We start from the raw sequence: 22,200 nt of genomic DNA, 5'->3' as shown, positions 1-22,200 counted from the left end.
CGCGCGACGAGACCGGCCGCGTCTTGTCCGAGGGGTGGCCGACAGCTTGCGACAGACAGCCGACGACACGCGGGCACGGTATTTCTCAGGAAATGTCGAAGCTCCAACAGGCATGTCCATGGCTCATGTATGCGTTTGCTCAACGCTTGCTCAACAAGTTCAGAATTCCCAAATGAAAATGTAGGATTTCGCTTGTCTGGAAAAGGGGGGATCTGTGATGACCCAAGCCAGTGCACCCTGGCGCCGCCAAACCCTGGGCGACACGCTGCGTCGCAGCCGCATGCGTCACCCGCACAAGCGGGCCCTCATGTGGCGGAATGAATGCATCTCGTACGGTGAGCTGGACGAGCGGGCCAACCAACTCGCCCATGCCCTGCTGACCCATGGGGTGCGCAAAGGGGACAGGGTGGCCATTCTGGCCACCAATTGCCTCGACTTCGTCATCGTCCACTTCGCGGTGGCTCGCACCGGCGCCATCCTCGTTCCCATCAACTTCATGTTCGAACAGTCCGACATTCTGTACATCCTCAATCATTGCCGACCCAAGGCCCTGTTCGTCACACCCAATCGTCTCCGGGTGGCGGAGGACGTGCTGGCCGCGTGGCCGCCAGCATCGACGGCAGACGGCGTACGCCATGCCTCTGCAGGGAAAGCCGCCCAAGCGTCTTTCCTGCGGATTGTCATCGACAGTGACGAAACGGTACCGGGGTGGACGACGCTGGCTCAGCTTTCCGTCGGACAGCCGCGCGAGGAACTGGACGTGGAGCTTGCCGACACGGACGTGGCGCACATTCTCTACACCAGCGGCACCGAATCCCGCCCCAAGGGCGTCATGTTGACGCACCAGAACCTGATCTGGGAGTACGTCAGTTGTATCGTCGACTTCGAGTTTCAGCCGGATGACGTGTTGGTGCACGCGATGCCGTTCTTCCACAGCGCCCAGTTGCATGCTTTTCTTGGTCCGTCCATCTACATCGGTTCCACCGGGGTTATCCTCGACAGTCCGGAACCGGGGCGCCTGTTGCGCACCCTCCAAGAGGCGCGGGTCACGCAGTTTTTTTGCCCGCCGACGGTATGGATAGCCATGACCAACCATCCCGATTACTCGCACACCGACCTGACCGCCCTGCGCAAGTGCTACTTCGGCGCGGCTGCCACACCGATGGAGGTGATGGAGTCCGCTGCCCGTGAGTTGCCCCAAGTGCGCATCTGGAACACGTACGGGCAGACCGAGGTAGCTCCGTTCGCGACCGTCCTGCGCCCGGAGGAACAGCGGATCAAACCGGGCAGCGTGGGCCGCCCGTGCCTCAACATGGAGACCGCCATCATGGATGAGGAGGGGCACCTGTTGTCGCCGGGAGAACTCGGCGAAATCGTTCACCGTTCTCCACACGTGATGCTCGGCTACTACGCAGATGAGCCGCGGACGGAGGCCGCCTTCGCGTACGGTTGGTTCCACACCGGGGATCTCGGCTTCTTTGATGCGGACGGCTTCCTCACGGTTGTCGACCGGAAGAAGGACATGGTGAAGACCGGCGGCGAGAACGTCAGCAGTCTGGAGGTGGAGGAGGTGTTGTACCAGCACTCCGATGTCCAGGAAGCGGCGGTGATAGGGGTGCCGCATCCGTATTGGGGGGAAGCGGTCACGGCGGTGCTCGTTCCGCGCTCGGGGGCTGCGGCCGACGCGGACGAGGTGTTGTCGTTCTGCCGCCGTCGGCTGGCTCCCTTCAAAGTGCCGAAATACGTGGTGTTCACCGATACGCTCCCGAAAAATCCGAGCGGGAAAATCCTGAAGCGAGAGCTGCGGGTTCGCTATCGGGACCTGGCCCTGCAGGCGGGCGTCGACACGGCGGCGTCCGCCGCGTCCGAGCCGGGGACGGCTGCACCGCCGGCCGACACCGTCTGACTGCGTTGCCACGTTCGGCATGCGAGTCGTGGTGGTATCATAGACTTGGATGATGCGTGAGAAAGGAAGGGTATACGCGTGAAAGCGGTGCTCATGTCCGGCTTTGGCGATCCGGACGTCTTATTCATCGGCGAGGCGCCCGCCCCGCGGCTGGGCCCGGGTGAGCTGTTGGTGCGAGTGCGGGCGACGGCGCTCAACCGCGCCGATCTGTTGCAACGGCGGGGTCATTACCCGCCTCCACCGGGAGCCTCGGACATCCTCGGGCTCGAGATCGCTGGGGAGGTGGCCGAGGTGGGCGCCGGGACAAGCGGCTGGAGGATTGGCGACCGCGTATGCGCCCTGTTGCCAGGGGGCGGATACGCACAGTACGCCGTCATTCCGGCGGGCATGGCGATGCGCATTCCGCCCAATCTGAGCTTTGAGCAGGCCGCGGCCATCCCGGAGGTGTTCCTGACCGCCTACCTCAACCTGTTCTGGCTGGCCCGGTTTGCCGCGCATGACCGGGTGCTCATCCACGCCGGCGCCAGCGGCGTCGGGACCGCCGCCATCCAGCTGGTGCGCGAAGCGGGCGGCCGATCCTGGGTGACGGCCGGATCGACGGAGAAAATTGCACGCTGCCTGGAGCTAGGGGCGGAGGCCGGATGGAACTACCATGACGGATCGTTTGCGCCGTTTGTGGCCGAGCAGACGGCCGGCCAGGGCGTCGACATCGTCCTGGACTTCGTCGGGGCGCCGTATTTCCACGACAATCTGCGTTCTCTGGCGATGGACGGACGTCTGGTGGTCATTGGCACCATGGGCGGCGTCAAGGTGGATGAGGTGGACCTGGGCTACCTGCTCGGCCGCCGGCTGCAAATCATCGGCACCGCCTTGCGATCTCGCCCGGTCGCCGAAAAAATGCGCCTAACGCAAGCGTTTTGGTTCTTTGCGGAGGAACGCTTCGCGAGTGCCCGTTTACGGCCGGTGGTGGATACGGTTTTTCCTTGGACAGACGTCGTGGCGGCCCACCGATATATGGAGGAAAACCGCAACACGGGCAAGATTGTGCTCAGGGTCGATTCATAGCGGGCGACAAGGCCTGGCTACGAAGGGGAGAAACGCTGTCCATCTGCTGAGTGAGGAGGAAATCCGTTCATTGCCATGGATTATAAGAAGGTCACCTTGCGCCTCACCTCCTGGCACGCGGGCGGTCTGACCGCAGCCGATTTCGATGAGGCGGCGAAGGTCGACGGGATTTACGGGGCGCTCACGGCGTCCAAAGGCTGAGGCCTATCAATACTAGGCTGCACGCGCCGACCACCACCACGCTGGCGGTGTCCGTCGGGCGCCAGACGAGGGGGGACGTTTCGGTCCGCCGCTCGCCGAGGCGATACCCGCGCATCTCCAGGGCTTCTGAGAACTCGTCGGCCAGGCGCAGGACGGACAGGAGCAGCGGGATGATGACCGCCGGCAGGTCGCGCAGCCGCAGGCCGCCGCGGCGGGGATGGGCGCGCCCGCGGGCGCGGGCAATCCGCGCGAAGCGGTTCAACTCGTCCAACAGGACCGGGATGAAGCGCAGGATGAGCGAAGCGGCCAGGGACACCGCTTGACTCGGGAACCCTATGCGCGCGAGTGGCCGCAGCATCCGTTCGATGCCGCGTCGCATCTGCAGCGCGGGCGTGGTGACGGGCAGTACAACACCCACCGCCGCCAGCAACAGGAAACGGTACGTTTGCGCCAGTGTAGCCAGCGCCTGCTGCGGCGCAAACCCTAGCCATCCCCAGTGCGCCACCCCGGCCGGCCAGGCGTCGCCCGTGACGCTGTCCCAGCGCAGGCCGGAAAGCAGCCCGGAGACCAGCAGGAGGACGACCAATGGCTTCAGGAGGCGCCACAGCTGCTGGCGCGGGACGTCGGAGACGAGCAGCACCCCCGCCGTCAGCAGGGTGGCCAAAGCGTAACCGGCGGCATGGCTCTGCATCAGCAGCGCGGCCGAGAGCATCAGGCAGCACGCCCATTTGGCCCGCACATCCAAGCGGTGGGCGGCGCCGCGCCATGCCGCCCGCGGAGCGGCGGGATTGACCGGCGGCGCCGCATCGGCTGTCGCCTCACTTGGCTCAGAACCATTCGGCGGCGCACCGGCGGGCGCTGTCGGGGCCACCCGCGCCGAGGGTGAGTCCAGGGCCTGTGGCATAAGCTGCGGGCCGGGACTGTCCGCGCTTGCCACCGGAGCCCTGCTTCGCCACTGCAGCAGGGAGGCGGCCAGGTTGTCCGCTGTCGAGGGCGTCGGCAGGTCTCCTGCCACTTGTTTGACAAAGCGGGCAATCCGCACCAGCTCGCAACCTTCCATCCCGGCTTCCGCCAGAATCTGCGGCCGGTCCAGCAGCGACGCCGCGCCGCCGGAAAAGCGCACCTTCCCGTCACACAGCACAATCACCCCATCCGCCAGCGGCAGCAGGGCGTCCAGGTCGTGTGTGGCCACAATCACGCCGCCCGACGTCCTCCCTTTCCCCCAATCGCGCAGCCAGCGGCAGAAGGCGGCGGTGGCGGCTGGATCGAGTCCGGCCGTCGGCTCATCGAGCAGGAGCCAGTCCGGCTGAACGGCCATCGCGGTGGCCAGCGCCACGCGCCGCTTTTGCCCACCGGACAGGGTGAGCGGGGAGGCAGAAAGCAGCGCCGCGTCCAGCCCCACCTGGGCCATCGCCTCCGTTATCCGCCGCTGCTCCTGTTCGCGCGGGAGCTGCAGTGGCTTCAGGGAATAGCGAAACTCACCGAGCACACTGGGCGCAAACAGGTATTCCTCCGGAGACTGCAGGACGAGGCTCAGCCGCCGTTGCACCGCCGCGTGGATGCGGCCAGCGCGCCAGAGCGGCTCCCCATCGCAGATGATCTCCCCGCGGGTTGGGGGCGTCAGCCCGGCCAGCGCGCCAAGCAGCGTCGACTTGCCGGCGCCGCTGCGGCCCACCAGGAGCGTCACACGTCCGTCTGGAATGTGTAGGTCAACGCCTTTGATGAGCGGCCGGTTTGTCGACGGTGTCGTCACATCCAGTTGGCGGACGACGATGGGCACCCAACCACCTCCTGCATCAACGCCTCCGCGCACAGCGGCTGACCGATGGGCCATCCGGCCGCCCGCAGCCGCAGAGCTACCGCGACGGCTGGGGGCGGTGTCAAGCCGAGGCGCCGGCAGCACGACGCGGATGCGCCACCACGTGCGTCATCACTGTAGAAGAATCCTTGCGGGCTGCCGTGGTACACCACCTGACCGTCCCGCAAGGCGAGCACCGCGTCACTGTAGGCCAGCTCATCCAGCCACTGCGTAACCCAGACAACGGCGATCCCCGTTTGCCGCAGCCGCCGCGCGACCGCGAGAAGGTTGCGGCGGGAGGACGGATCGAGCATGGAGGTGGCTTCGTCAAACACCACCACCCGCGGCTGTACAGCCAGTACGCCGGCGACGGCCACCAGTTGCTTTTGCCCGCCCGACAGGGTGGCAATTGGCCGGTCTTCGAGACCGGAGAGCCCCACCTGGCAAATGGCGGCGCGCGCGCGGCGGGCGACTTCCTGCGGCGGCAGGGCGAGATTCTCCAGTCCAAAGGCGACGTCCTCGGCCACCGTTTCCCCCACCAACTGCGCGTCCGGGTTCTGTCCAACCAGCTGCACCACAGCGCCGGGAACGGCCGCGGCCAAGGATGTGCTGGGTGCCGGCGCGGGCGGGCGGCTGCGCTGTGTATCCGCGTGTCGATCCGCCCGTCGTTCTGTCCGCGCATCCGCCTCCGCCCGTCGGCTGAGCGGGACCCGCTGCCCGTCGATCAGCAATTCGGCACGCCCCCTCGATACCGGCAGGCGGCCAGCCAATACGCGGGCCAGCGTGCTCTTGCCGCTGCCGTTTGGGCCGACGACCGAGAGCCATTGCCCGCGAGAGACGGCCAAATGGATCTGGCGGAGTACCGGCTTGGGACCCGCATCGGTGTGAAACAGGACGTCCACCTGCTCGAGTTGGATGACAGCCCCCAATGCGTCCACTCATTGCATCCTCCCATGGTTGTGCTAGAATCCAATTGTAAACATGATATCATCATGGAGTTTACAAACCAAGCAGGTTGGAGGGATGGGCATGCAGTTTCGCCTGACGGTGCGGGGAGTGGTCTTTTCCGCCCTGTTTGCGGCGCTGTTGGTCGTCATGAGCTACGCGAGCATTCACATTCCGGGATCTCCGGTGCCGATAACGCTGGAAAACATGGCGGTCATGTTGGCTGGGGCGATTCTCGGCCCCTGGTACGGGTTTTTCAGCATGCTGCTGGTGCTGGTGTTGACAGCGCTGGGGTTGCCTATGCTGCACAACTCAGGCGGCATGGGGGTCATCCTGGGGCCGACGGGTGGATACATCTGGATGTGGCCGGTCTGCGCGTTCGTGATTGGCGCCCTCGCACAGGCACAGAGCGGAGGCCGCGGCAGCGGGGCGTGGCGCGGCGTCGTGTCGCTCGTCGGGCTGTTTGTCGTCGTCGAGGTGTGCGGATCGTGGCTGGATTATGTGCTCGCGATTCCTTGGCTGATGCACACGCTGCACTTGACCTTCGGCAAGGCGATGGTGGCGGGCTGCTACCCATACCTGCCGGGCGATGCCCTGAAAGCGGCGGCCACGGCGGTCATCGCGCGGGCTGTCTACACGGTGTATCCGCCGCAGCGGCTGACCATCGGCGCGGCATCGCAGGTGGTCTCGCTCGAGGCGGGGGATGCATAACCGAGCGGCGGTTCGGATACCTTGAGCCTGTAGCTATTGGCGAGGGGGGACGAATATGAAGGCGGTGGCCGTGGAACAGGGCCTCGGTAACGTGAAGCGGTACCTTGAGGCGCAAGGCTGCCCGGTGGTGGACCTGGAGAACGCCGCCGAGAGCACACCGGCCGGGGCTTCGGTCATGGTGGTGACTGGCGGAGACAACAACCTGATGGGGATGCAGGACATCGTGGCGGACGTGCCGATTGTCTCTGCAGAAGGACTGTCCCCTGAACAGGTGTACCAGCGGGTCAAGGGCTACTTGCAGTGACTGTGCGCAACCAAGTACATCAGGGTTTTTAGGGCGGCCGCTCGGCCGCCTTTTCGTATGCAGACCCAGACTGCATTCTCAGTCCAATCAGTTATTTTCCAAAATTATACCATCCAATAATTTCTTGTCATATAAGCTTTTAATTTGCTTGAGGTATTGTGTATAGTAGGATATGCGACCTTTCTGCTCTGATTCATGGCGTTGAAAGCGTTTCATGCACAGTAAAGGGGTGAAAGAGTCTATGGGATACAAACGCAATGTAGGCGCATTTGCCCTGATGATGACGGGGCTTGGATCGATTATCGGATCCGGCTGGCTGTTCGGCGCCTGGAAGGCGGCCAATGTGGCCGGCCCGGCGTCTGTGTTCGCGTGGATTATCGGAGCCATCGTCATTATGTTCATTGGTCTGACGTTCGTGGAATTGGGCTCCATGTTTCCAGAGGCCGGTGGAATGGTCCGCTATGCCCAGTATTCGCATGGCTCACTGGTCGGATACATTGCCGGATGGGCAAACTGGATTGCGATTGTCTCGGTGATCCCGATTGAGGCCGAGGCCTCGGTTCAGTACATGAGTTCCTGGCCATGGGCGTGGGCGCAGTCCTTGTACAACGGACATACACTGCAGCCCTTGGGGTTGTTCTTTGCCGCGGTGCTGGTCTTCATTTACTTCCTGTTGAACTATTGGACGGTCAAACTGTTTGCTCGCGCCAATACGTTCATTACGGTGTTTAAGTTCATTGTGCCGACGCTGACCTTCATTGGCTTGATTGTCGCCGGTTTCCATGCCGGGAACTTCCACCAGCATGGCGGGTTTGCCCCGTTCGGTTGGTCGGCGGTGCTGACTGCGGTCGCCACGTCGGGTGTGGTGTTTGCGTTCAACGGCTTCCAGAGCCCCATCAACCTGGCCGGTGAGGCGAAAAACCCGGCGCGGGCCGTGCCGCTCGCGGTGATTGGATCTATCCTGATTGCGGGCCTGATTTACGTCGGTCTTGAGATAGCCTACATCGGCGCTGTACCGGGGCACAGCCTGCTGCACGGATGGAACAACGTGGTGCTGAACTCGCCGTTTGCGGATCTGGCGCTGGCCATCAACCTGAACTGGTTGGCTATCATCCTGTTTGCGGACGCGTTCGTATCGCCGTCTGGAACCGGCATCACCTACACCGCTTCGACTGCGCGCATGGTCTACGGCATGGAGAAGAACGGCTACTTCCCGAAGGTGCTCGGCCGTATCCATCCGCGCTTTGGCGTGCCGCGGCCGGCGATGTGGCTGAATCTGCTGGTGGCGTACGTGTTTCTGGTGCTGTTCCGGGGCTGGGGGTCAATGGCCGACGTGATCTCGGTGGCCACAATCATCTCGTACGTGACCGGACCGATTACGGTCATGGTGCTGCGCCGCACGGCGCCTAACCTGCACCGTCCGTCGCGCATCCAGGGGCTGCAGGTGATTGCGCCGCTGGCGTTCATGCTCGCGTCGCTGATTCTCTACTGGGCGCGCTGGCCGCTGACCGGCAAGGTGATCATCATCATGCTGATGGGCCTGCCCATCTACTTCTACTACCAGGCAAAGGGCGGCTTCCGCGGCTTCACCCGGCACCTGAAGGCCGGCATCTGGCTGCTCGTGTACCTGGGATGGATGGCACTCTTGTCCTCGCTCGGCAGCACGAAATTCGGTGGCCACAACGTCATCCCGTACGGGTGGGACATGCTGGTGGTCGCGGCGTCGTCGCTCATTTTCTACTTCTGGGGCGTTAAGAGCGGCTGGGCGAACGAATACCTGCAAGATGCGGAGACGCTCAACCGTGCTGGCTTTGAAGACGCCGAAGCGGTCTCGGAGAGAGCTGAGGCGTAATGCCTCTACGGCGGTGAAATCGCCGCCAGGCAGTTTGACTGAAAAAAGGGGACTGATTGTGCAGAGCGCCTGGATGTCCGGGCGCTCTCGCTGCAAAACATGGATATGGCCCCATGGAAAGCCCCCGGGGCGGGCGCGCGTTGGTGTATCGGCACCAAGCCAGTGCGAGGACCCCGAGCCGCCGTGTCATGTTCGAAGCGAGACATGACACCTTTTGCATGCATTCCCGATTTCGGCATAATGATGAGAGAGGGCGAATCAACCGCGGCCTGTGAAGGCCGACTCACGACTCAGGTGAAGGAGACGAACCGATGCAGCGAGCTGTCGAACTGGTCAGTCACGGCGCGACCCTGCGCGGGATGGAGCACATCCCCGACCAAGCGGCGGAGACATACCCGGCGGTCCTGTTGTTTCATGGGTTTACCGGAAACCGGTTGGAACCGCACCGCATGTTCCTGAAGATTTCCCGCATGCTGGAGGACATCGGCTACGCCAGTTTCCGCTTTGACTTTATGGGCAGCGGCGAGAGCGACGGCAACTTCGAGGACATGACCCTTTCCACCGAGATGGCGGACGCGCACAGGATGGTCGATTGGGTCAAACAGCATCCGAAGGTGGATGCCAGGCGCGTGGTGCTGCTCGGATTGAGCATGGGCGGCCTCGTGGCCAGTCTGGTGGCCGGGGACCGGCCGGACGACGTGTGGCGCCTGATTCTCATGGCGCCAGCCGGCAACATGCCCGGCATCGTCCGTTCCATCGAGTCGAGCCAAGCGGTCCAGCCGGATGCCGAGGTGTTCGATCACGCTGGCAACTTGGTCGGTCGCGCGTTTGCCGATGATCTGAGGGGATTGGAGGTGTTCCCGCGGGCCGCGCGCTACCGAGGACCGGTGCTGCTGATTCACGGCGAGAAGGACGAAACGGTGCCGTATCAGGTTTCGGAGCAATACCGCGATCTTGCGTACGGTGATTGCGCCTCCATCCACATCGTACCGGACGCCAACCACACCTTTGACGGGCACGCGTGGGAGAACGAAGTGCTCGCCGCAATCCGTGGGTTTCTTGCATAAAAGGGGGCCGAGCATGGCTCGTCCAGGGTTTTGGCAGCGGGCTGTGGTGCAGACCTACGCCCACGCGCCGCGGTGGATGACCAATCCGGTGGTCCGGCTGGTCAAGGGGCAGTATCCCATCGGCGTGGCCGCCGTGGTGTTTGATGGGGCGGATCGGCTTTTGACGCTTCGCCACACATACGGTCAGCCGTCCTGGCGCCTGCCTGGCGGTCTGATGGAACGGGGTGAGTCGGTCTACGAAACCGCCGCCCGCGAGGTGCGCGAGGAGGCGTGTTGCGACATTCGGCCCGAGTGGATTGTCGAAGCGGAACCTGCGGTGTATACCTTCGACGTGGTGCTCCTGGCGTCACTCGTTAAGCAGTCTCCCTTCGCCGCCAGTGCCGAAATCGCCGAGCGGCGTTGGATGCACCCGGATGAGTTCTGCCAGGTCAACGAAGACCAGCGAGCCTATGTGGAACGGGCGCGCTGGCTGCGGCAGCACCTGAACGGATAGCCCCCAGCGGTGGAGCCTTGGTATTGTCCGGGCGACTTCACAGCGAATGTCCGGGCCTAATGCCCCTCGGGAGGGAGGCAGCGAGGCGGCCCCCAGGTGGCGGGTAACAACCGCCGAGGCTCTGCGGCGGCCGCTCAGGCGCCGTGCGCCGTATGGCCGCAGACCAAATCCACCAGGTGGCGCAGAACCGGCCGAATCACGGCGAAGCACTCCCGGACCGCCTTCTCGCTCCCCGGCAGGTTGATGATGACCGTGTCTCCGGCAATCCCCGCCGCCTGGCGCGAGGTCATGGCAAACGGTGTGTGCCGCAGGCTCTCGCTGCGCATCGCCTCGGCGACGCCGGGCAGTTCTTTGTCGATGACCTGACGCGTCGCTTCAGGTGTCACGTCACGCGGCCCGGCACCTGTACCCCCGGTGGTCAGCACCAGGTGAATCCGCGCATCGCCCGCCCAGCGCCCAAGAACCGCCGCCAAACGGGCCTGGTCGTCGGCAACCGCCGTCCGTTCCACGACGGTAAACCCCGCCTCTTCCAACAGTCTCTGCAGCGTGTCTCCGCTTTTGTCCTGGCGTGTCCCGGCTGCGACCCCATCGCTGGCGGTCAGCACCGCTGCCGTATACCTGTCCATGTATTCCCCATCCTTCCGCTCTCCTTTGGGCGCCCGCTTGAACCGCGCGGCCTCATTCTATCTGGGCTTGCTCAGGCATAGTGTATTACAACGACAAACCATAGAGAATACCCATGTTCATGTTCCGAATGTAAGCGCACGTATCCATAACACGAGCAGTCCAGATACCAAGCGCCATGACGAGGGGGTAATGTCGTGAAGATGCGTCGCGTTTTGGCCGCCTCATCTGTTGTCGCGGTGGCGCTGGCGGTCACCGCCTGCGGCAGTGCGTCCAGCAACAACACGAGCAGCAACGCATCCGGCAACACGGCGAACCGGGTGAGCAACGGCGGTGCCAAACAAGTGGAGATCTTCAGCTGGTGGACAGGGGCTGGCGAGTCGGACGGCTTGAAAGCGCTCATCAAACTGTTCAAGAAGGACTATCCCGGCTACACCGTGATCAACTCAGCCGTCGCGGGCGGCGCCGGATCGAACGCGAAGGCGGTCCTGGCCAACCGCATGCAGAACAACAACCCACCCGATACCTTCCAGGTGCACGTCGGGCAGGAGCTGCTGTCTTGGGTGGACGCCGGCAAGATGGAGCCGCTCGACAGCCTGTACCAGCAAGAAGGCTGGAACAGCAAGTTCCCCAAACAGCTGATTGACATGGTCAGCCACGATGGGCACAAGTACGCCGTGCCGGTCGATGTGCACCGCGGCAACGTGTTGTGGTACAACAAGAAAATTTTTGACAAGTATCACCTGACCCCGCCCAAGACGTGGAACGACGTGATTCAGGACGCCAAGGTGCTGAAACAGCACAACATCACCCCGCTGGCCCTGGGTGACAAGGACCAGTGGGAAACGACGATGCTCTGGGAGGACATTCTACTCGGGCAACTCGGGGCGCAGGATTACGACAAATTGTGGCAGGGTCAGATCTCGTTTGACGATCCGCGCGTCAAACAGTCGCTCCAGACGCTGAAGGCCCTGATGTCCGATGTGAACTCCGACCACGCGGCCAAGGTCTGGCAGGACGCTTCTCAGATGGTGGCCAAAGGCACGGCGGCCATGAATGTGATGGGCGACTGGGCCAAAGGCTACTTCACCAGCGACCTGCACCTCAAGCCCAATGTTGACTTTGGTTGGACCACCACGCCCGGTACCGAACACGACTTTATGGTCATCGTCGACTGCTTCGGCCTGCCCAAGGGGGTCAAACACCCTGAGGGCACCAAGGATTGGCTGAAGGTGCTCGGGTCTGTCCCGGGCCAGGACGTGTTCAACCCGCTGAAGGGCTCCATTCCAGCCCGCATCGACGCGGACAAGAGCAAGTACGACGTGTACAGCCAGCAGGCCATGACCGACTTTAAGAAAGACCAGTTGACGCCTAGCCTCGCCCACGGTGCCGCCGCCTCGCCAGGGTTCCTGGACGCGGCCAACAAGGCCATCAACCAGTTCGTCAACACAGGCGACATCGATACTTGCATCCAGCAGCTGCAGTCCGCATTTCAGCAAAACCCGCCCGTGTAACTCATCAACCGGACGTGAGGACTGCCACGGTCTCCGACCGATGGCGGCTGGAATCCAAAAAGCTCGGCGGCCAGGCGGACTTTTCGTTTGCCTGGCCCGCTTTCTGCCAGGAAGGGGGAGCTACCAGTGGCCATGCAGCCCGCGGAGATGACCATTACGCAGCCACGACGGGCGCGCAAGCCGTGGACGTGGGAGCGCGTCTATCCCATCTTGACCCTGCTGCCGTCCATCATCGCCATCGCCGTGTTTGTGTATGGGTTCATCGTTTGGACCGGCGTCGTATCCTTTACCAAGTGGAACACATTGGTGCCCGACCTCTCGTGGAACGGGTTTGCCAACTACCGGGCCATCTTTCAAGACTTTCGCTTCCAGTCGGACCTGCGCAACCTGTTGTTCTTCACCGTCCTGTTTGTCCTTGTCTCTATGATCATCGGGCTGTTCCTCGCCGTGCTGGTGGATCAAAAAATCCGTTTGGAAGGGCTGTTTCGCAGCCTGTTCATCTTCCCGATGGCGATAGCCTTCATCGTCACCGGCGTCGTCTGGCAGTGGCTGCTCAACCCCTCCACCGGTGTTAATCTCATTCTCAAGGCGCTGGGGCTGACGCACCTGCCGAAATGGTATGTGGATATCACCATCGTCCCCTCCATTCCCTGGGGACACATCAAGTTCGGCCTGCCGCTGGCTCTGCTCGCGGTCATCATCGCCGCCGTCTGGCAGATGTCCGGATTTGCCATGGCGTTGTACCTGTCCGGGCTGCGGTCCATCCCGGATGACTTGAAGGAAGCCGCCGCGGTGGACGGCGCCAATGCCTGGACAACCTTCTGGCGCGTCATCCTGCCCCAGCTGAACGCGGTCACGGTGACCGTGGTCATCATGCTCATCCACATTTCCATGAAGACGTTTGATCTCATCTACGCGATGACGGGCCCCGGCGCCGCGTTTGTGACCGACATGCCGAGCATGGACATGTTCCAGACCACCTTTCAGGGCAACCACTATGCCCAGGGCGCGGCGATCTCCATCATCATGCTGCTGCTGTTGGCCATTTTCATCGTCCCGTACCTGACCTACAGCCTGAGGGGGGAGAAGCCCTGATGAGTCTGCGCCGTGTAAACCGGGCGGTTCTCTACCTGGTCCTGTGCATCTTCGCTGCTGGTTATCTGATGCCGGTGTACGTCGCCCTCATCACCAGCCTGAAGCCCAACAGCGAGGTCGATCTCGCCCGCATGTGGCAGCTTCCCACCCGTATCGACTTGTCCAGTTGGGGGCAGGCGTTTGAGAGGTTGTCGCCGGGGCTGGCCACCAGCCTGGAGTTGGCCATCCCTGCCACTATCATTGTCGCCATTGTCGGCGCCTGCAACGGCTATGCCCTGTCCAAGTGGCGGTTTCCCGGCAGCCGTACCCTGTTTCAGTGGCTGCTGTTTGGGATGTTCATCCCTTACCAGAGTGTGTTGATCCCGCTGCTCAAGGTGATGGACAGCATTGGCCTATACAACTCGGTGCCGGGATTGGTCCTGGTGCACGTGATCTACGGGCTCCCGATAGCCACGCTCATCTTTCGCAATTTCTATGTCGGCATCCCGGATGACTTGTTGGAGGCGGGGCGTATCGACGGCACCGGCTACTGGGGACTCTTCCGCTCCATCATCCTGCCTCTGTCGGTGCCCGCGTTCGTCGTCATCGGCATCTGGGAGTTCACGCAGGTGTGGAACGAATTCCTGTTCGCGGCCACATTGACCACACCGCCGCACCAACCGGTCATGGTGGCGCTGCAAAACCTTTCCGGCAGCCAGATTGTTCAGTGGAACGTACAGATGGCGGGCGCCATCATGGCCGCCCTGCCGACACTCATCGTCTACATCTTCCTCGGCAAGTACTTCGTGCGCGGGTTACTGGCCGGATCGGTCAAAGGCTGAGGGGAGGTCGGGCCGCACCGGCGCCACCCGGTCTATCCCCGGGTAATCATAGGAGACGGCGCGCACGTAGGCGCGGTAGTGGCTGAGAGCCAGCTTGCGGTACTGCTGGATCTCACACGCCGTCTCATCGGAGGCCGGGCCTCCTGTGCCTTCTAACAGATTCGCCACCGCCTCGGCGGCCAGCGCAATCAGTACATGGTCGTGCGCGGCTAGAGCGGCCTCAAACGCCTGGCGCGCGTCGGCCAACTTCTCGGCCTCGTCGCACTTCGTCTCCGAGCGAAGCAGCAACAGTTCCGCTGTCGTCTTGTGCAGGCTGTGTGCGTGAGCGATGGAAAGGGCGCGGTGGAGGAACTCCAGCCCTTGTGCGAAGTCGCCTTGGCGATGGCACCATAGCGCCAGATTGCGCAGCGCGAGGCAGGCGCAGAGGCCGTCGTCGGCCGCCTCCGCCCCGGCCAGCGCCTCCTCGGCCCACGTCTTCGCCTCCTGCAGCTGTCCTTGTTCCAGGTAGGCGGCGGCCAGGCTGCAGGCGATGCGCGCTCGGTCCGCCCGCTCGCTCTCCCAGCGCATCAGCACGTCGTATGCCAGGCGCAGGGATTTCACCCCGTACTCCGGACGCTTGGCCCGCACCTGAATCACCCCCAACAGCCCCAGCGCCTTGGCATAACTGGGCAGGTCCTGCTGGGCCTGAAAGGATTCCGCCGCTTGATGGGCGTACCACAGGGCCATCACGGGGTTGTCCAGCTGCGTGTACGTGTACCCGAGGTTGTAGAGGAGTTTCGGCCGCAGTGGACTGTCGGCGTCGGCCAAGCACTGCTCGGCCATCACCAGCCAGCGCTCCGCCTCTTCGTAATCGTGCGTGAACAGGCAACTGCTGCCAGAATAGAAGCAGGCCGCCGCCTGTGTGCGGGGGTCCCGGGCGTGATCCAAGATCATGCGGCCGATCTGGTGTACTATATCGAAATCTCTAGTCGTATAGTAGTGTTGACAGAGTTCCGTCGCGACTTGTTCATGCACGTCCTGCCAGTGTCCGCGCAGCGAGGTCAAGGCCTCCAGCAACAGTTCTCGGTTGCCGGTGATGGTGCGGCTGAACGACAGATCGCCCGCGGCCAGCGCGGATGCGTATTCGGCCAGCGTCTTGTCCTCAAGGCGCTCGGCAATCAATTGCAGCATGTCGGGCAAGGGCAGTTGTCGACCGCTTTCACACAGGCTGATGAGCGATTGGCTGGAGATGCCGTGCGCCAGGTCCGCTTGGGAAAGCCTCCGGCGCTGGCGCAGGCTGCGGATGCGATGGCCGATGACGAAGGCGAGCAGTTCGCGATGGGTGTCTGTCACAGCGCGAGACCCCCTCTCGGTGTGCCGAAATCATGGTGATAAAGGGGTGAGTGGAATGAAAAAACTGGCCTGTCTGGCTGCCGCTCTGTCAACGGTCGCGGCCTTTGCGGCGGCGCTCGTGATTCTGCCTAACGACGGGTGTGTTCCGCCGACTCCCTTCTCGCACTCGGCCAACCTGTGAGGTTCTGGCAGAGGACCGCAAGCAGTCTCGCTTGTGGTTCTTTTTTTGTGTGCTCTCCTTGCTTTCATATAAACACAATCGCCAATGGAGGACATCGGACTTTTGTCCCACCGGTGGTTGCCTTAGGCGCAGCAATCCGGCATGATCTTGAGGTGGACGCAGCGAATAACATGAACGCATCCTAAACGAGGTGGGATGGCGACGTGGACGTGACGACGCGATATCAACAGTGGCTCAGCTACAAAGGCCATTCGCCGGATTTCCGGGCGCAGTTGGAAGCTCTGGCTGAGCAGCCTGACGCGCTCTACGACGCGTTTTATCGCGATCTGGAGTTTGGCACGGGTGGCCAGCGGGGGGTGCTGGGGCCGGGCACCAACCGGATGAACGTCTACACGGTGCGCAGGACGACGGTGGGCCTGGCACGGTACGTGGCCAATCGAGGTGAGGACGCGAAAGCCCGCGGGGTGGCCATCGGCTATGACTGCCGCCGCATGTCGCGCGAGTTCGCCCTGGAGGCGGCCTGTGTCTTGGCGGCTTCGGGGGTGCGGGCGCACCTGTTTGAGCACCTGTGCCCGACGCCCGAGCTGTCGTTTGCGGTGCGCCGTCTGCAGACGGCCGCCGGCGTGATGATTACCGCCAGTCACAATCCGCCGGAATACAATGGCTACAAGGTGTACAACGAGGACGGCGGCCAACTGCTGCCCGATGAGGCGAAGTTGGTCATGGAGGAAATTGAGGCCGTCACAGACCTGTTTTCGATTCCGCGTATGGACGCCGACGAGGCGCAGGCGGCTGGGCTCCTGACCTGGATTGGCGAGGAAATGGACAACGCGTACACGAAGGCCGTGGTCGACGCGGTACGGGAACCGGCGGTGGCTGCACAGGCGCGCGAGCAACTGCGCATCGTCTACACCCCGCTGCATGGCACGGGCAACCTGCCGGTGCGCCAGGTGCTGAGCCAGTCTGGCTACAAGAACGTGTTCGTGGTCGCCCAGCAAGAGGCGCCGGACGGAGAGTTTTCCACCGTCCGCTCACCCAATCCGGAGGAGCCGGAGGCGCTGGAGCTAGCCATCGACGAGGCGCGCCGCCAACAGGCTGACCTGGTGATGGGGACCGATCCGGACGCTGACCGTGTGGGCATCGCCGTGCGCGGGCAGGACGGCGACTACCATCTCTTGACGGGCAACCAAGTGGGCGGCTTGCTGGTGGATTTCGTCTTGTCGCAGCGACAGGCGCGTGGGCAACTGCCCGATAACGGCGTGGTGTTCAAGACCATCGTCACCTCCGGGTTGGGAGCGGCCGCGGCGAGAAGGTACGGCGTCAGATCAGAAGACACGCTGACCGGATTCAAGTATATAGGGGATCGCATCCGCCACTATGAGGCGACGGGCGAGAAGACGTTCTTGTTCGGCTACGAGGAAAGCTACGGCTACCTCGCTTCGCCGATTGTCCGCGACAAGGACGCGGTTCAGGCCTGCCTCCTGATTGCCGAGATGGCGGCGTTTCACCAGATGCACGGGCGTACGCTGCTGGACGCGTTGGCGGCGCTGTACGGACGTGTCGGCCACTTCAAGGAACGGCTAGTCAGCGTCACCCTGCCTGGAGCTGACGGGCTGGCGCGCATTCAGACGGTGATGCGGCGCCTGCGCGAGCAAGGGCTGCCGGAGGTGGATGGGTTGGTGTTGGAGACGGTGGAAGACTATCAGGCCGGGGAGCGCCGCCGCGCCGACGGCGGCGGAGGGGTGGAGGCGTTGACGCTGCCCCGCTCCGACGTGTTGCGGTACTCGTTTGCGGGCGGATCGTGGTTGGCCATTCGACCCTCCGGTACGGAGCCCAAGCTGAAGCTGTACCTGGGCGCCCAGGCCCCGAACGAGGAAGGGTGTGCGACGCAAATCCAGAGGCTCAACCAGCTGTCTGAGAAGATCACCGCGCTGGCTGATTGAGCTAGTGGGCGGGGGCCATCCGGGCCCCCCACGCTGTTGCCCCCCATGGCTGGCATTTTTTCCTCGCTAAGTTTCCCTACTTTTCGACTTTCCCCGTAGATATAATAAAGTTTGTGAGTCTATCTTACAAATCCATACAGTTGGGATCTTACCTTATGGATGGGGGTGCCCTGGTGATGAAGAAGGGGTTTGCTCTTTTGGTGGCACCGGCGGCCATGACCATCGCCACCGCGTTGATGCCGTACGGGAACCGGATGACGGCGCTGGCGGCGACTGGGAAGGCAGGCACTGAAGCCTCCGTGGCTGCGGCCGGAGCCCAGGACTTGGGGCCGACTGATGAAGGGCAGGTGATCACCGCAAGCCTGGTACTCAAGGTGCGCAATCAGAATGCCTTGGCCGCTTACATCCAGGACGTGTCGACCCCGGGCAGCCCGCAGTACCGCTGCTTCCTGTCGGTTGCGCAGTTCAAACGCCGGTATGCCCCGTCCGATTCGGAGATTGCAGCCATCACTCGCTACCTGGAGACCAACGGTTTGCGCGTGCGCGAGGTGTACCCGGACAACCTGCTGCTGAAGGTAGAAGGGACGGCAGAGCAGTTCAACACGGTGTTTGACACCACACTCCACAATTATGTACAGCGCGGCCACCATTTCTACGCACCCACGCGCCTCCCGCGCATGCCGAAGGCGCTGAGCGACAGCGTCTTGGCCATTGTCGGTCTCGACACCCAGGCGCTAGCGCGGCCGATGAGCGCCCGGACCGCGCAGGTGGACGGCCAGCCGGCGCGCGTGGTTCTGCCCAAAGGCGGCAGCACGGCCACCGGCGTCCCACAGGACTATACGGTAGGTGACGTCGCCAACCTGTATGACGTGAACCCGCTCTACCAGCACGGCATCACCGGCAAGGGCCAGACGGTCGGCATCGTCACTTTGGCCGATTTCGAACCGAGCGACGCGTACACGTATTGGGACACCATCGGTCTCAAGTACAAACCCAACCGGATTACCCAGGTGCACGTGGACGGCGGAGGGCCCCTCAGCGCCGAGGATGGATCCGGCGAGACAACCCTGGATGTGGAGCAGGCCGGGGGACTCGCTCCAGACGCCGACATCCTCGTCTACGACGCACCGAACACGGATGCCGGGTTCATCGACGCGTTCTACAAGGCCATCTCCGCCAACCTGGCGGACAGCCTGTCCGTCAGCTGGGGACTGCCGGAAGTACTCTACAATGCTGAACTGAATGGTGGCGTCGACTACACGAGCGAGTTACAGGCATTCCACCAAGTGTTTATGGAAGCGGCCGTCCAGGGGCAGTCGTTGTTCGCGTCCAGCGGCGATGCGGGTGCGTACGATGTCAACGGTGTGTTGCCGTACCCTGCCTTCTCGAAGGTGGTGTCGGTCGATTCCCCGGCGGCCGATCCGTATGTGACCGCGGCCGGCGGCACGACGGTGCCGGCCACCCTGACGCTGTCCAAGGGCACGGTCACGATTGAGCAGGAGCGCGCCTGGGCTTGGGACTATCTGCTGCCGCTCGGGTATGACGAGTCCATCTTGTTCCCGGTGGGTGACGGCGGCGGCGTCAGCACGTACTGGTCCTTGCCCTGGTACCAGCGTGGTCTTGCGGGCATCGCCAGGACGCCGGCTGGACAGAGCGTCGTGGATAACGGCACCTCGCCGCCGCAGGATTACTATGACCTGCCGGCTCACTTTGCCGGGCGCAATCTGCCGGACCTCTCGATGAACGCGGACCCAGAGACAGGCTACCTCGTCTATTCGACCCCGGATGGAGGCTGGATAGCCGGATATGGCGGGACCAGTTTCGTGGCGCCCCAATTCAACGGCATCGCGGCGCTGTTGGACCAGAGCGTGCATGGGCGAGTCGGTCTGTGGAACCCGCTGCTCTACACCATCGCCCGCTCCGGTTCCGCTTACGGGCCCCAGCGTCCGTTCAACGATATCACGGCGGGCGATAACTGGTACTGGCAAGGCACACAGGGGTATGATCAGGCTACGGGCATCGGGACGCCCAACGTCGCGAATCTGGACAAGGTCTTAACCGGTCTCGTGTCTGAATCCCACCACGGCCGTTGACGACTGCCGCGACATGAAGCCCGGACGCCTGTACAGGGCGACCGGACCCACGGCTTACGGGCAATCGGCCCGGATTCGACAAGAGTCGTCATCCGCAACGCAAAAAACGCCCCGCATCTGCGGGGCGATTCGATTTCCATGTGAGTACAACTCAGAGAAGTTTACAGTTTCTGGACGTTGGCAGCCTGCGGACCACGCTGACCCTCGACGACGTCGAATTCGACAGCCTGGCCTTCCTCAAGAGTACGGAAACCTTCACCCAAGATGGCGGTGTAGTGCACGAACACGTCGTTGCCGCCCTCCATCTGGATGAAACCATAACCCTTCTCCGCATTGAACCACTTTACAGTTCCTTGCACACGTAATGCCTCCCACTCAGTACCATCGTACCAGAGCCAAGTACTTCTCCGTACTCCTGCGCCGTACCATCGTACTAAAAGATATTTGGTGCCGATCTAAATATAACATCGACACGCAGGTGTGTCAAACGCACCCTCTGATAAGAGTATATCACATCGTGCCCGCAAAGTTGCATGCGGCGTGGGCGAATCAGGTTTGTCCCTTGTCGCTGGCGGCCAGACTAAGACCAGAAACACGCGGATTTTTTTGGCGCGCGAGCGGGGTGTGGTCATGGCCAAAGCGACGGGACGAGGGTTTAACCTGACGGTCTCGGTGTTTGCCTTGCTGTTGGCGGCGGCATCGGGCGCCGCTCTCTGGTATCAATACCATCCGGACACAGTCCTGCGCGTCGTCCGGCCGCTTCTGACTGGCGGGCTGCCGCAGTTTGGATCCGGGGGCAGCTCGGCTTCGGACAAAGGGGGCGGCGTCACCCCGCCGGGCGGATCGTCCCCAAGAGGTCAAGGCACGGTCGGCGGAGGGCCGGGCAGCGCGGCACCGACTCCCGCCCAGGGGGCGAATTCGACCGTGTCGGGGGGAGGAGCGTCGCCGGCGCAGGGGGCCGGGAGCGGCACCGGCGCCAGCGACACCGCGTTGGTTCAGGTCAAGGCCGCGGATAAGGGAGTCGCGTCCAGCCAAGTGGCCCTAGTGCGTCGACTTCTAGACAAAGGCGGCATTCTCGACGATGTGACCGGCGTGCTCGGGCTGCACCTGCGCACCCCCGTCAACATCCTGCTTGCCAGCAGCAAGGCCGCCTATACGCAGGCGCTGGCGAACGAGGGCATGTCGCAGCAACAGGCGCGCTTGCTCAGTCAGGATACGGGCGGCTTTGCTCAGGACTCGACCATCATCATTCCGCTCTACCAAAACGAGACGACGCCGGATCTGGGCGACACGCTCGGGCATGAGCTGGTGCATACCGTGCTCAATCAGGATGTGGGGTCGGTGCCCAGCTGGATGAACGAGGGTCTCGCCGTGTATACCGGGATGGCTGTCCAGCGTCGCCTGGAGTCGTCGGTGGCCTACGCCGGATACGCCCGTCAGCTGGCCGAGTCCGTGGTGGCAGCCAGCGCGCAGGGGAAATGGGTGCCGTTGGCCAACAGTGAATCTGCGCTGTTGAGTGGACAGGCTCCCTACGACCTAGAATTACAAGACTGGCTGGCGGTGGCGGATCTGTTCACCCGCCAGGGAACGGGTGGCCTGTCGGCCTACTTCCAGCGGCTTCAAGCCGGCGTCGCCCCGGACACCGCCTTTGCCGACGCCTTTCACACCACTCGCAGCGGACTGGACGCGCACCTGCGCAGTCTGGTGAACCAGGCGGCGCGTCAGTCGGACCCGGGTCTGGACCTCACGCTGTCGATCCCGAATGGCTTTCGCGGTTATATCCGGATTTTGCCGCGCGACAGCCAGGTGTGGCAGAGTTTCCGCGCGACCCTTGGGGACCTCCATCTCACCGTCACGGCAGGTCAGCGTCTAACCGGAACCCCTCAGTCGGTCACGAAGACCCGCGACTCGGCGCCGCCAGACAGTCGAACCCTGTATATCAACATCAGCCCGGACCAACCGTACACCTGGCATGGCAAGACGGTGACGAACTGCGGCTTCGCCTTTGACTACCACGACGGGTTATACGGATTTGTCGACGCCTGGGTGACGACGGCGGACGGGCACACGACGTACCTGGAGCAGCCAAGCCTGTTTTCGGTTCGCGTCGATAGGGCGACGGAGCACACCCAGACGAATCCTCTCCTGCCGCTGCTGGCCGCTGGACCCAGTGCCGTCGGGTGAGCGCAAAGCGTTGCCGGATCTGGTGTATACTGTGGGGTGAAACCGTACGGACAGGCTGATTCCGGGAGAGG

20 protein-coding genes are annotated in these 22,200 nt (G+C 63.1%); 15 read left to right on the top strand and 5 right to left on the bottom strand.

Annotated elements, in window-relative coordinates; genetic code table 11:
- Positions 1-217: 217 nt before the first annotated feature.
- From ASH01S_RS12075 to ASH01S_RS12065, 3 genes are all read left to right on the top strand, one after another.
- Complete coding sequence (locus ASH01S_RS12075) at positions 218-1,906, top strand: fatty acyl-CoA synthetase (protein ID WP_083517101.1); 1,689 nt, start codon at positions 218-220, stop codon at positions 1,904-1,906.
- A 78-nt stretch (positions 1,907-1,984) separates the two neighbouring features.
- Positions 1,985-2,971 (top strand): NAD(P)H-quinone oxidoreductase, encoded by a 987-nt coding sequence (locus ASH01S_RS12070; protein ID WP_067928548.1) that lies wholly within the window; start codon positions 1,985-1,987, stop codon positions 2,969-2,971.
- 75 nt (positions 2,972-3,046) lie between these two features.
- Positions 3,047-3,172 (top strand): 4a-hydroxytetrahydrobiopterin dehydratase, encoded by a 126-nt coding sequence (locus ASH01S_RS12065; RefSeq protein WP_083517100.1) that lies wholly within the window; start codon positions 3,047-3,049, stop codon positions 3,170-3,172.
- Here the strand turns inward: ASH01S_RS12065 and ASH01S_RS12060 are convergent.
- Positions 3,153-4,952 (bottom strand): ATP-binding cassette domain-containing protein, encoded by a 1,800-nt coding sequence (locus tag ASH01S_RS12060; protein ID WP_067928545.1) that lies wholly within the window; start codon positions 4,950-4,952, stop codon positions 3,153-3,155. The genes ASH01S_RS12065 and ASH01S_RS12060 overlap by 20 nt on opposite strands.
- Positions 4,922-5,908, bottom strand: coding sequence for an ATP-binding cassette domain-containing protein (locus ASH01S_RS12055; protein ID WP_067928543.1), 987 nt, complete (start codon positions 5,906-5,908; stop codon positions 4,922-4,924). The genes ASH01S_RS12060 and ASH01S_RS12055 overlap by 31 nt, the downstream gene beginning before the upstream one ends.
- Before the next feature lie 91 nt (positions 5,909-5,999).
- Here ASH01S_RS12055 and ASH01S_RS12050 point away from each other — a divergent pair, with 91 nt between their 5' ends.
- The 5 genes from ASH01S_RS12050 (at position 6,000) to ASH01S_RS12030 (ending at position 10,342) form a co-directional block, all read left to right on the top strand.
- Positions 6,000-6,626 (top strand): biotin transporter BioY, encoded by a 627-nt coding sequence (locus ASH01S_RS12050; protein ID WP_067928540.1) that lies wholly within the window; start codon positions 6,000-6,002, stop codon positions 6,624-6,626.
- Positions 6,627-6,681: 55 nt separating this feature from the next.
- Positions 6,682-6,930, top strand: coding sequence for a YkuS family protein (locus ASH01S_RS12045; RefSeq protein WP_067928537.1), 249 nt, complete (start codon positions 6,682-6,684; stop codon positions 6,928-6,930).
- 241 nt (positions 6,931-7,171) lie between these two features.
- Positions 7,172-8,782, top strand: coding sequence for an APC family permease (locus ASH01S_RS12040; RefSeq protein WP_067928533.1), 1,611 nt, complete (start codon positions 7,172-7,174; stop codon positions 8,780-8,782).
- 311 nt (positions 8,783-9,093) lie between these two features.
- The gene (locus tag ASH01S_RS12035) at positions 9,094-9,849 is read left to right on the top strand and encodes an alpha/beta hydrolase (protein ID WP_067928529.1); all 756 of its coding nucleotides are present in this window, start codon (positions 9,094-9,096) and stop codon (positions 9,847-9,849) included.
- 13 nt (positions 9,850-9,862) lie between these two features.
- On the top strand, positions 9,863-10,342 hold the full coding sequence (locus ASH01S_RS12030) for an NUDIX hydrolase (protein WP_067928527.1): 480 nt from the start codon (positions 9,863-9,865) through the stop codon (positions 10,340-10,342).
- A gap of 134 nt (positions 10,343-10,476) precedes the next feature.
- Here the strand turns inward: ASH01S_RS12030 and ASH01S_RS12025 are convergent, their stop codons facing one another.
- Complete coding sequence (locus ASH01S_RS12025; RefSeq protein WP_067928524.1) at positions 10,477-10,968, bottom strand: MogA/MoaB family molybdenum cofactor biosynthesis protein; 492 nt, start codon at positions 10,966-10,968, stop codon at positions 10,477-10,479.
- 201 nt (positions 10,969-11,169) lie between these two features.
- On the opposite strand from ASH01S_RS12025, the gene ASH01S_RS12020 reads away from it, so the two are divergent.
- The 3 genes from ASH01S_RS12020 to ASH01S_RS12010 all read left to right on the top strand — a co-directional run bounded on the left by ASH01S_RS12020 (position 11,170) and on the right by ASH01S_RS12010 (position 14,396).
- The gene (locus ASH01S_RS12020) at positions 11,170-12,480 is read left to right on the top strand and encodes an ABC transporter substrate-binding protein (protein WP_067928599.1); all 1,311 of its coding nucleotides are present in this window, start codon (positions 11,170-11,172) and stop codon (positions 12,478-12,480) included.
- A 132-nt stretch (positions 12,481-12,612) separates the two neighbouring features.
- Complete coding sequence (locus ASH01S_RS12015; protein ID WP_067928596.1) at positions 12,613-13,575, top strand: carbohydrate ABC transporter permease; 963 nt, start codon at positions 12,613-12,615, stop codon at positions 13,573-13,575.
- Complete coding sequence (locus ASH01S_RS12010; RefSeq protein WP_067928521.1) at positions 13,575-14,396, top strand: carbohydrate ABC transporter permease; 822 nt, start codon at positions 13,575-13,577, stop codon at positions 14,394-14,396. Before ASH01S_RS12015 ends, ASH01S_RS12010 begins: the two co-directional genes overlap by 1 nt.
- Here the strand turns inward: ASH01S_RS12010 and ASH01S_RS12005 are convergent.
- Positions 14,370-15,728: a helix-turn-helix domain-containing protein gene (locus ASH01S_RS12005; protein ID WP_067928519.1), complete on the bottom strand. Its 1,359-nt coding sequence runs from the start codon at positions 15,726-15,728 to the stop codon at positions 14,370-14,372. The two genes, ASH01S_RS12010 and ASH01S_RS12005, sit on opposite strands and share 27 nt — an antisense overlap.
- A 55-nt stretch (positions 15,729-15,783) precedes the next feature.
- Between ASH01S_RS12005 and ASH01S_RS19515 the strand changes: the two genes are divergently transcribed.
- The 3 genes from ASH01S_RS19515 (at position 15,784) to ASH01S_RS11995 (ending at position 19,945) form a co-directional block, all read left to right on the top strand.
- Positions 15,784-15,909: a hypothetical protein gene (locus tag ASH01S_RS19515; RefSeq protein WP_281178220.1), complete on the top strand. Its 126-nt coding sequence runs from the start codon at positions 15,784-15,786 to the stop codon at positions 15,907-15,909.
- Positions 15,910-16,112: 203 nt separating this feature from the next.
- Positions 16,113-17,852, top strand: coding sequence for a phospho-sugar mutase (locus tag ASH01S_RS12000; RefSeq protein ID WP_067928516.1), 1,740 nt, complete (start codon positions 16,113-16,115; stop codon positions 17,850-17,852).
- 176 nt (positions 17,853-18,028) lie between these two features.
- Complete coding sequence (locus tag ASH01S_RS11995; RefSeq protein WP_245629049.1) at positions 18,029-19,945, top strand: S53 family peptidase; 1,917 nt, start codon at positions 18,029-18,031, stop codon at positions 19,943-19,945.
- A 161-nt stretch (positions 19,946-20,106) separates the two neighbouring features.
- Here the strand turns inward: ASH01S_RS11995 and ASH01S_RS11990 are convergent, their stop codons facing one another.
- Positions 20,107-20,304 carry a cold shock domain-containing protein gene (locus ASH01S_RS11990; protein WP_026962745.1) on the bottom strand — a complete coding sequence of 66 codons (198 nt, stop codon included), beginning with the start codon at positions 20,302-20,304 and terminating at the stop codon, positions 20,107-20,109.
- 271 nt (positions 20,305-20,575) lie between these two features.
- Here ASH01S_RS11990 and ASH01S_RS11985 point away from each other — a divergent pair, with 271 nt between their 5' ends.
- Positions 20,576-22,129 (top strand): gluzincin family metallopeptidase, encoded by a 1,554-nt coding sequence (locus tag ASH01S_RS11985; protein ID WP_157067120.1) that lies wholly within the window; start codon positions 20,576-20,578, stop codon positions 22,127-22,129.
- Positions 22,130-22,200: the final 71 nt, after the last annotated feature.

Origin of the sequence: Alicyclobacillus shizuokensis NBRC 103103, assembly GCF_001552255.1 — a bacterium.
GTDB classification, from domain to species: Bacteria; Bacillota; Bacilli; order Alicyclobacillales; family Alicyclobacillaceae; genus Alicyclobacillus_G; species Alicyclobacillus_G shizuokensis.
This window is presented reverse-complemented; position numbering and strand designations above follow the sequence as displayed.

What these genes read in the sequence shown, in the direction of transcription:
- ASH01S_RS12075 (WP_083517101.1), top strand. Translation starts at nt 218, where the DNA reads ATGACCCAAGCCAGTGCACCCTGGCGCCGCCAAACCCTGGGCGACACG.
- ASH01S_RS12065 (WP_083517100.1), top strand. Translation starts at nt 3,047, where the DNA reads ATGGATTATAAGAAGGTCACCTTGCGCCTCACCTCCTGGCACGCGGGC.
- ASH01S_RS12050 (WP_067928540.1), top strand. Translation starts at nt 6,000, where the DNA reads ATGCAGTTTCGCCTGACGGTGCGGGGAGTGGTCTTTTCCGCCCTGTTT.
- ASH01S_RS12045 (WP_067928537.1), top strand. Translation starts at nt 6,682, where the DNA reads ATGAAGGCGGTGGCCGTGGAACAGGGCCTCGGTAACGTGAAGCGGTAC.
- ASH01S_RS12040 (WP_067928533.1), top strand. Translation starts at nt 7,172, where the DNA reads ATGGGATACAAACGCAATGTAGGCGCATTTGCCCTGATGATGACGGGG.
- ASH01S_RS12035 (WP_067928529.1), top strand. Translation starts at nt 9,094, where the DNA reads ATGCAGCGAGCTGTCGAACTGGTCAGTCACGGCGCGACCCTGCGCGGG.
- ASH01S_RS12030 (WP_067928527.1), top strand. Translation starts at nt 9,863, where the DNA reads ATGGCTCGTCCAGGGTTTTGGCAGCGGGCTGTGGTGCAGACCTACGCC.
- ASH01S_RS12025 (WP_067928524.1), bottom strand. Translation starts at nt 10,968, where the DNA reads ATGGACAGGTATACGGCAGCGGTGCTGACCGCCAGCGATGGGGTCGCA.
- ASH01S_RS12020 (WP_067928599.1), top strand. Translation starts at nt 11,170, where the DNA reads ATGCGTCGCGTTTTGGCCGCCTCATCTGTTGTCGCGGTGGCGCTGGCG.
- ASH01S_RS12015 (WP_067928596.1), top strand. Translation starts at nt 12,613, where the DNA reads ATGCAGCCCGCGGAGATGACCATTACGCAGCCACGACGGGCGCGCAAG.
- ASH01S_RS12010 (WP_067928521.1), top strand. Translation starts at nt 13,575, where the DNA reads ATGAGTCTGCGCCGTGTAAACCGGGCGGTTCTCTACCTGGTCCTGTGC.
- ASH01S_RS19515 (WP_281178220.1), top strand. Translation starts at nt 15,784, where the DNA reads ATGAAAAAACTGGCCTGTCTGGCTGCCGCTCTGTCAACGGTCGCGGCC.
- ASH01S_RS11995 (WP_245629049.1), top strand. Translation starts at nt 18,029, where the DNA reads ATGAAGAAGGGGTTTGCTCTTTTGGTGGCACCGGCGGCCATGACCATC.
- ASH01S_RS11985 (WP_157067120.1), top strand. Translation starts at nt 20,576, where the DNA reads ATGGCCAAAGCGACGGGACGAGGGTTTAACCTGACGGTCTCGGTGTTT.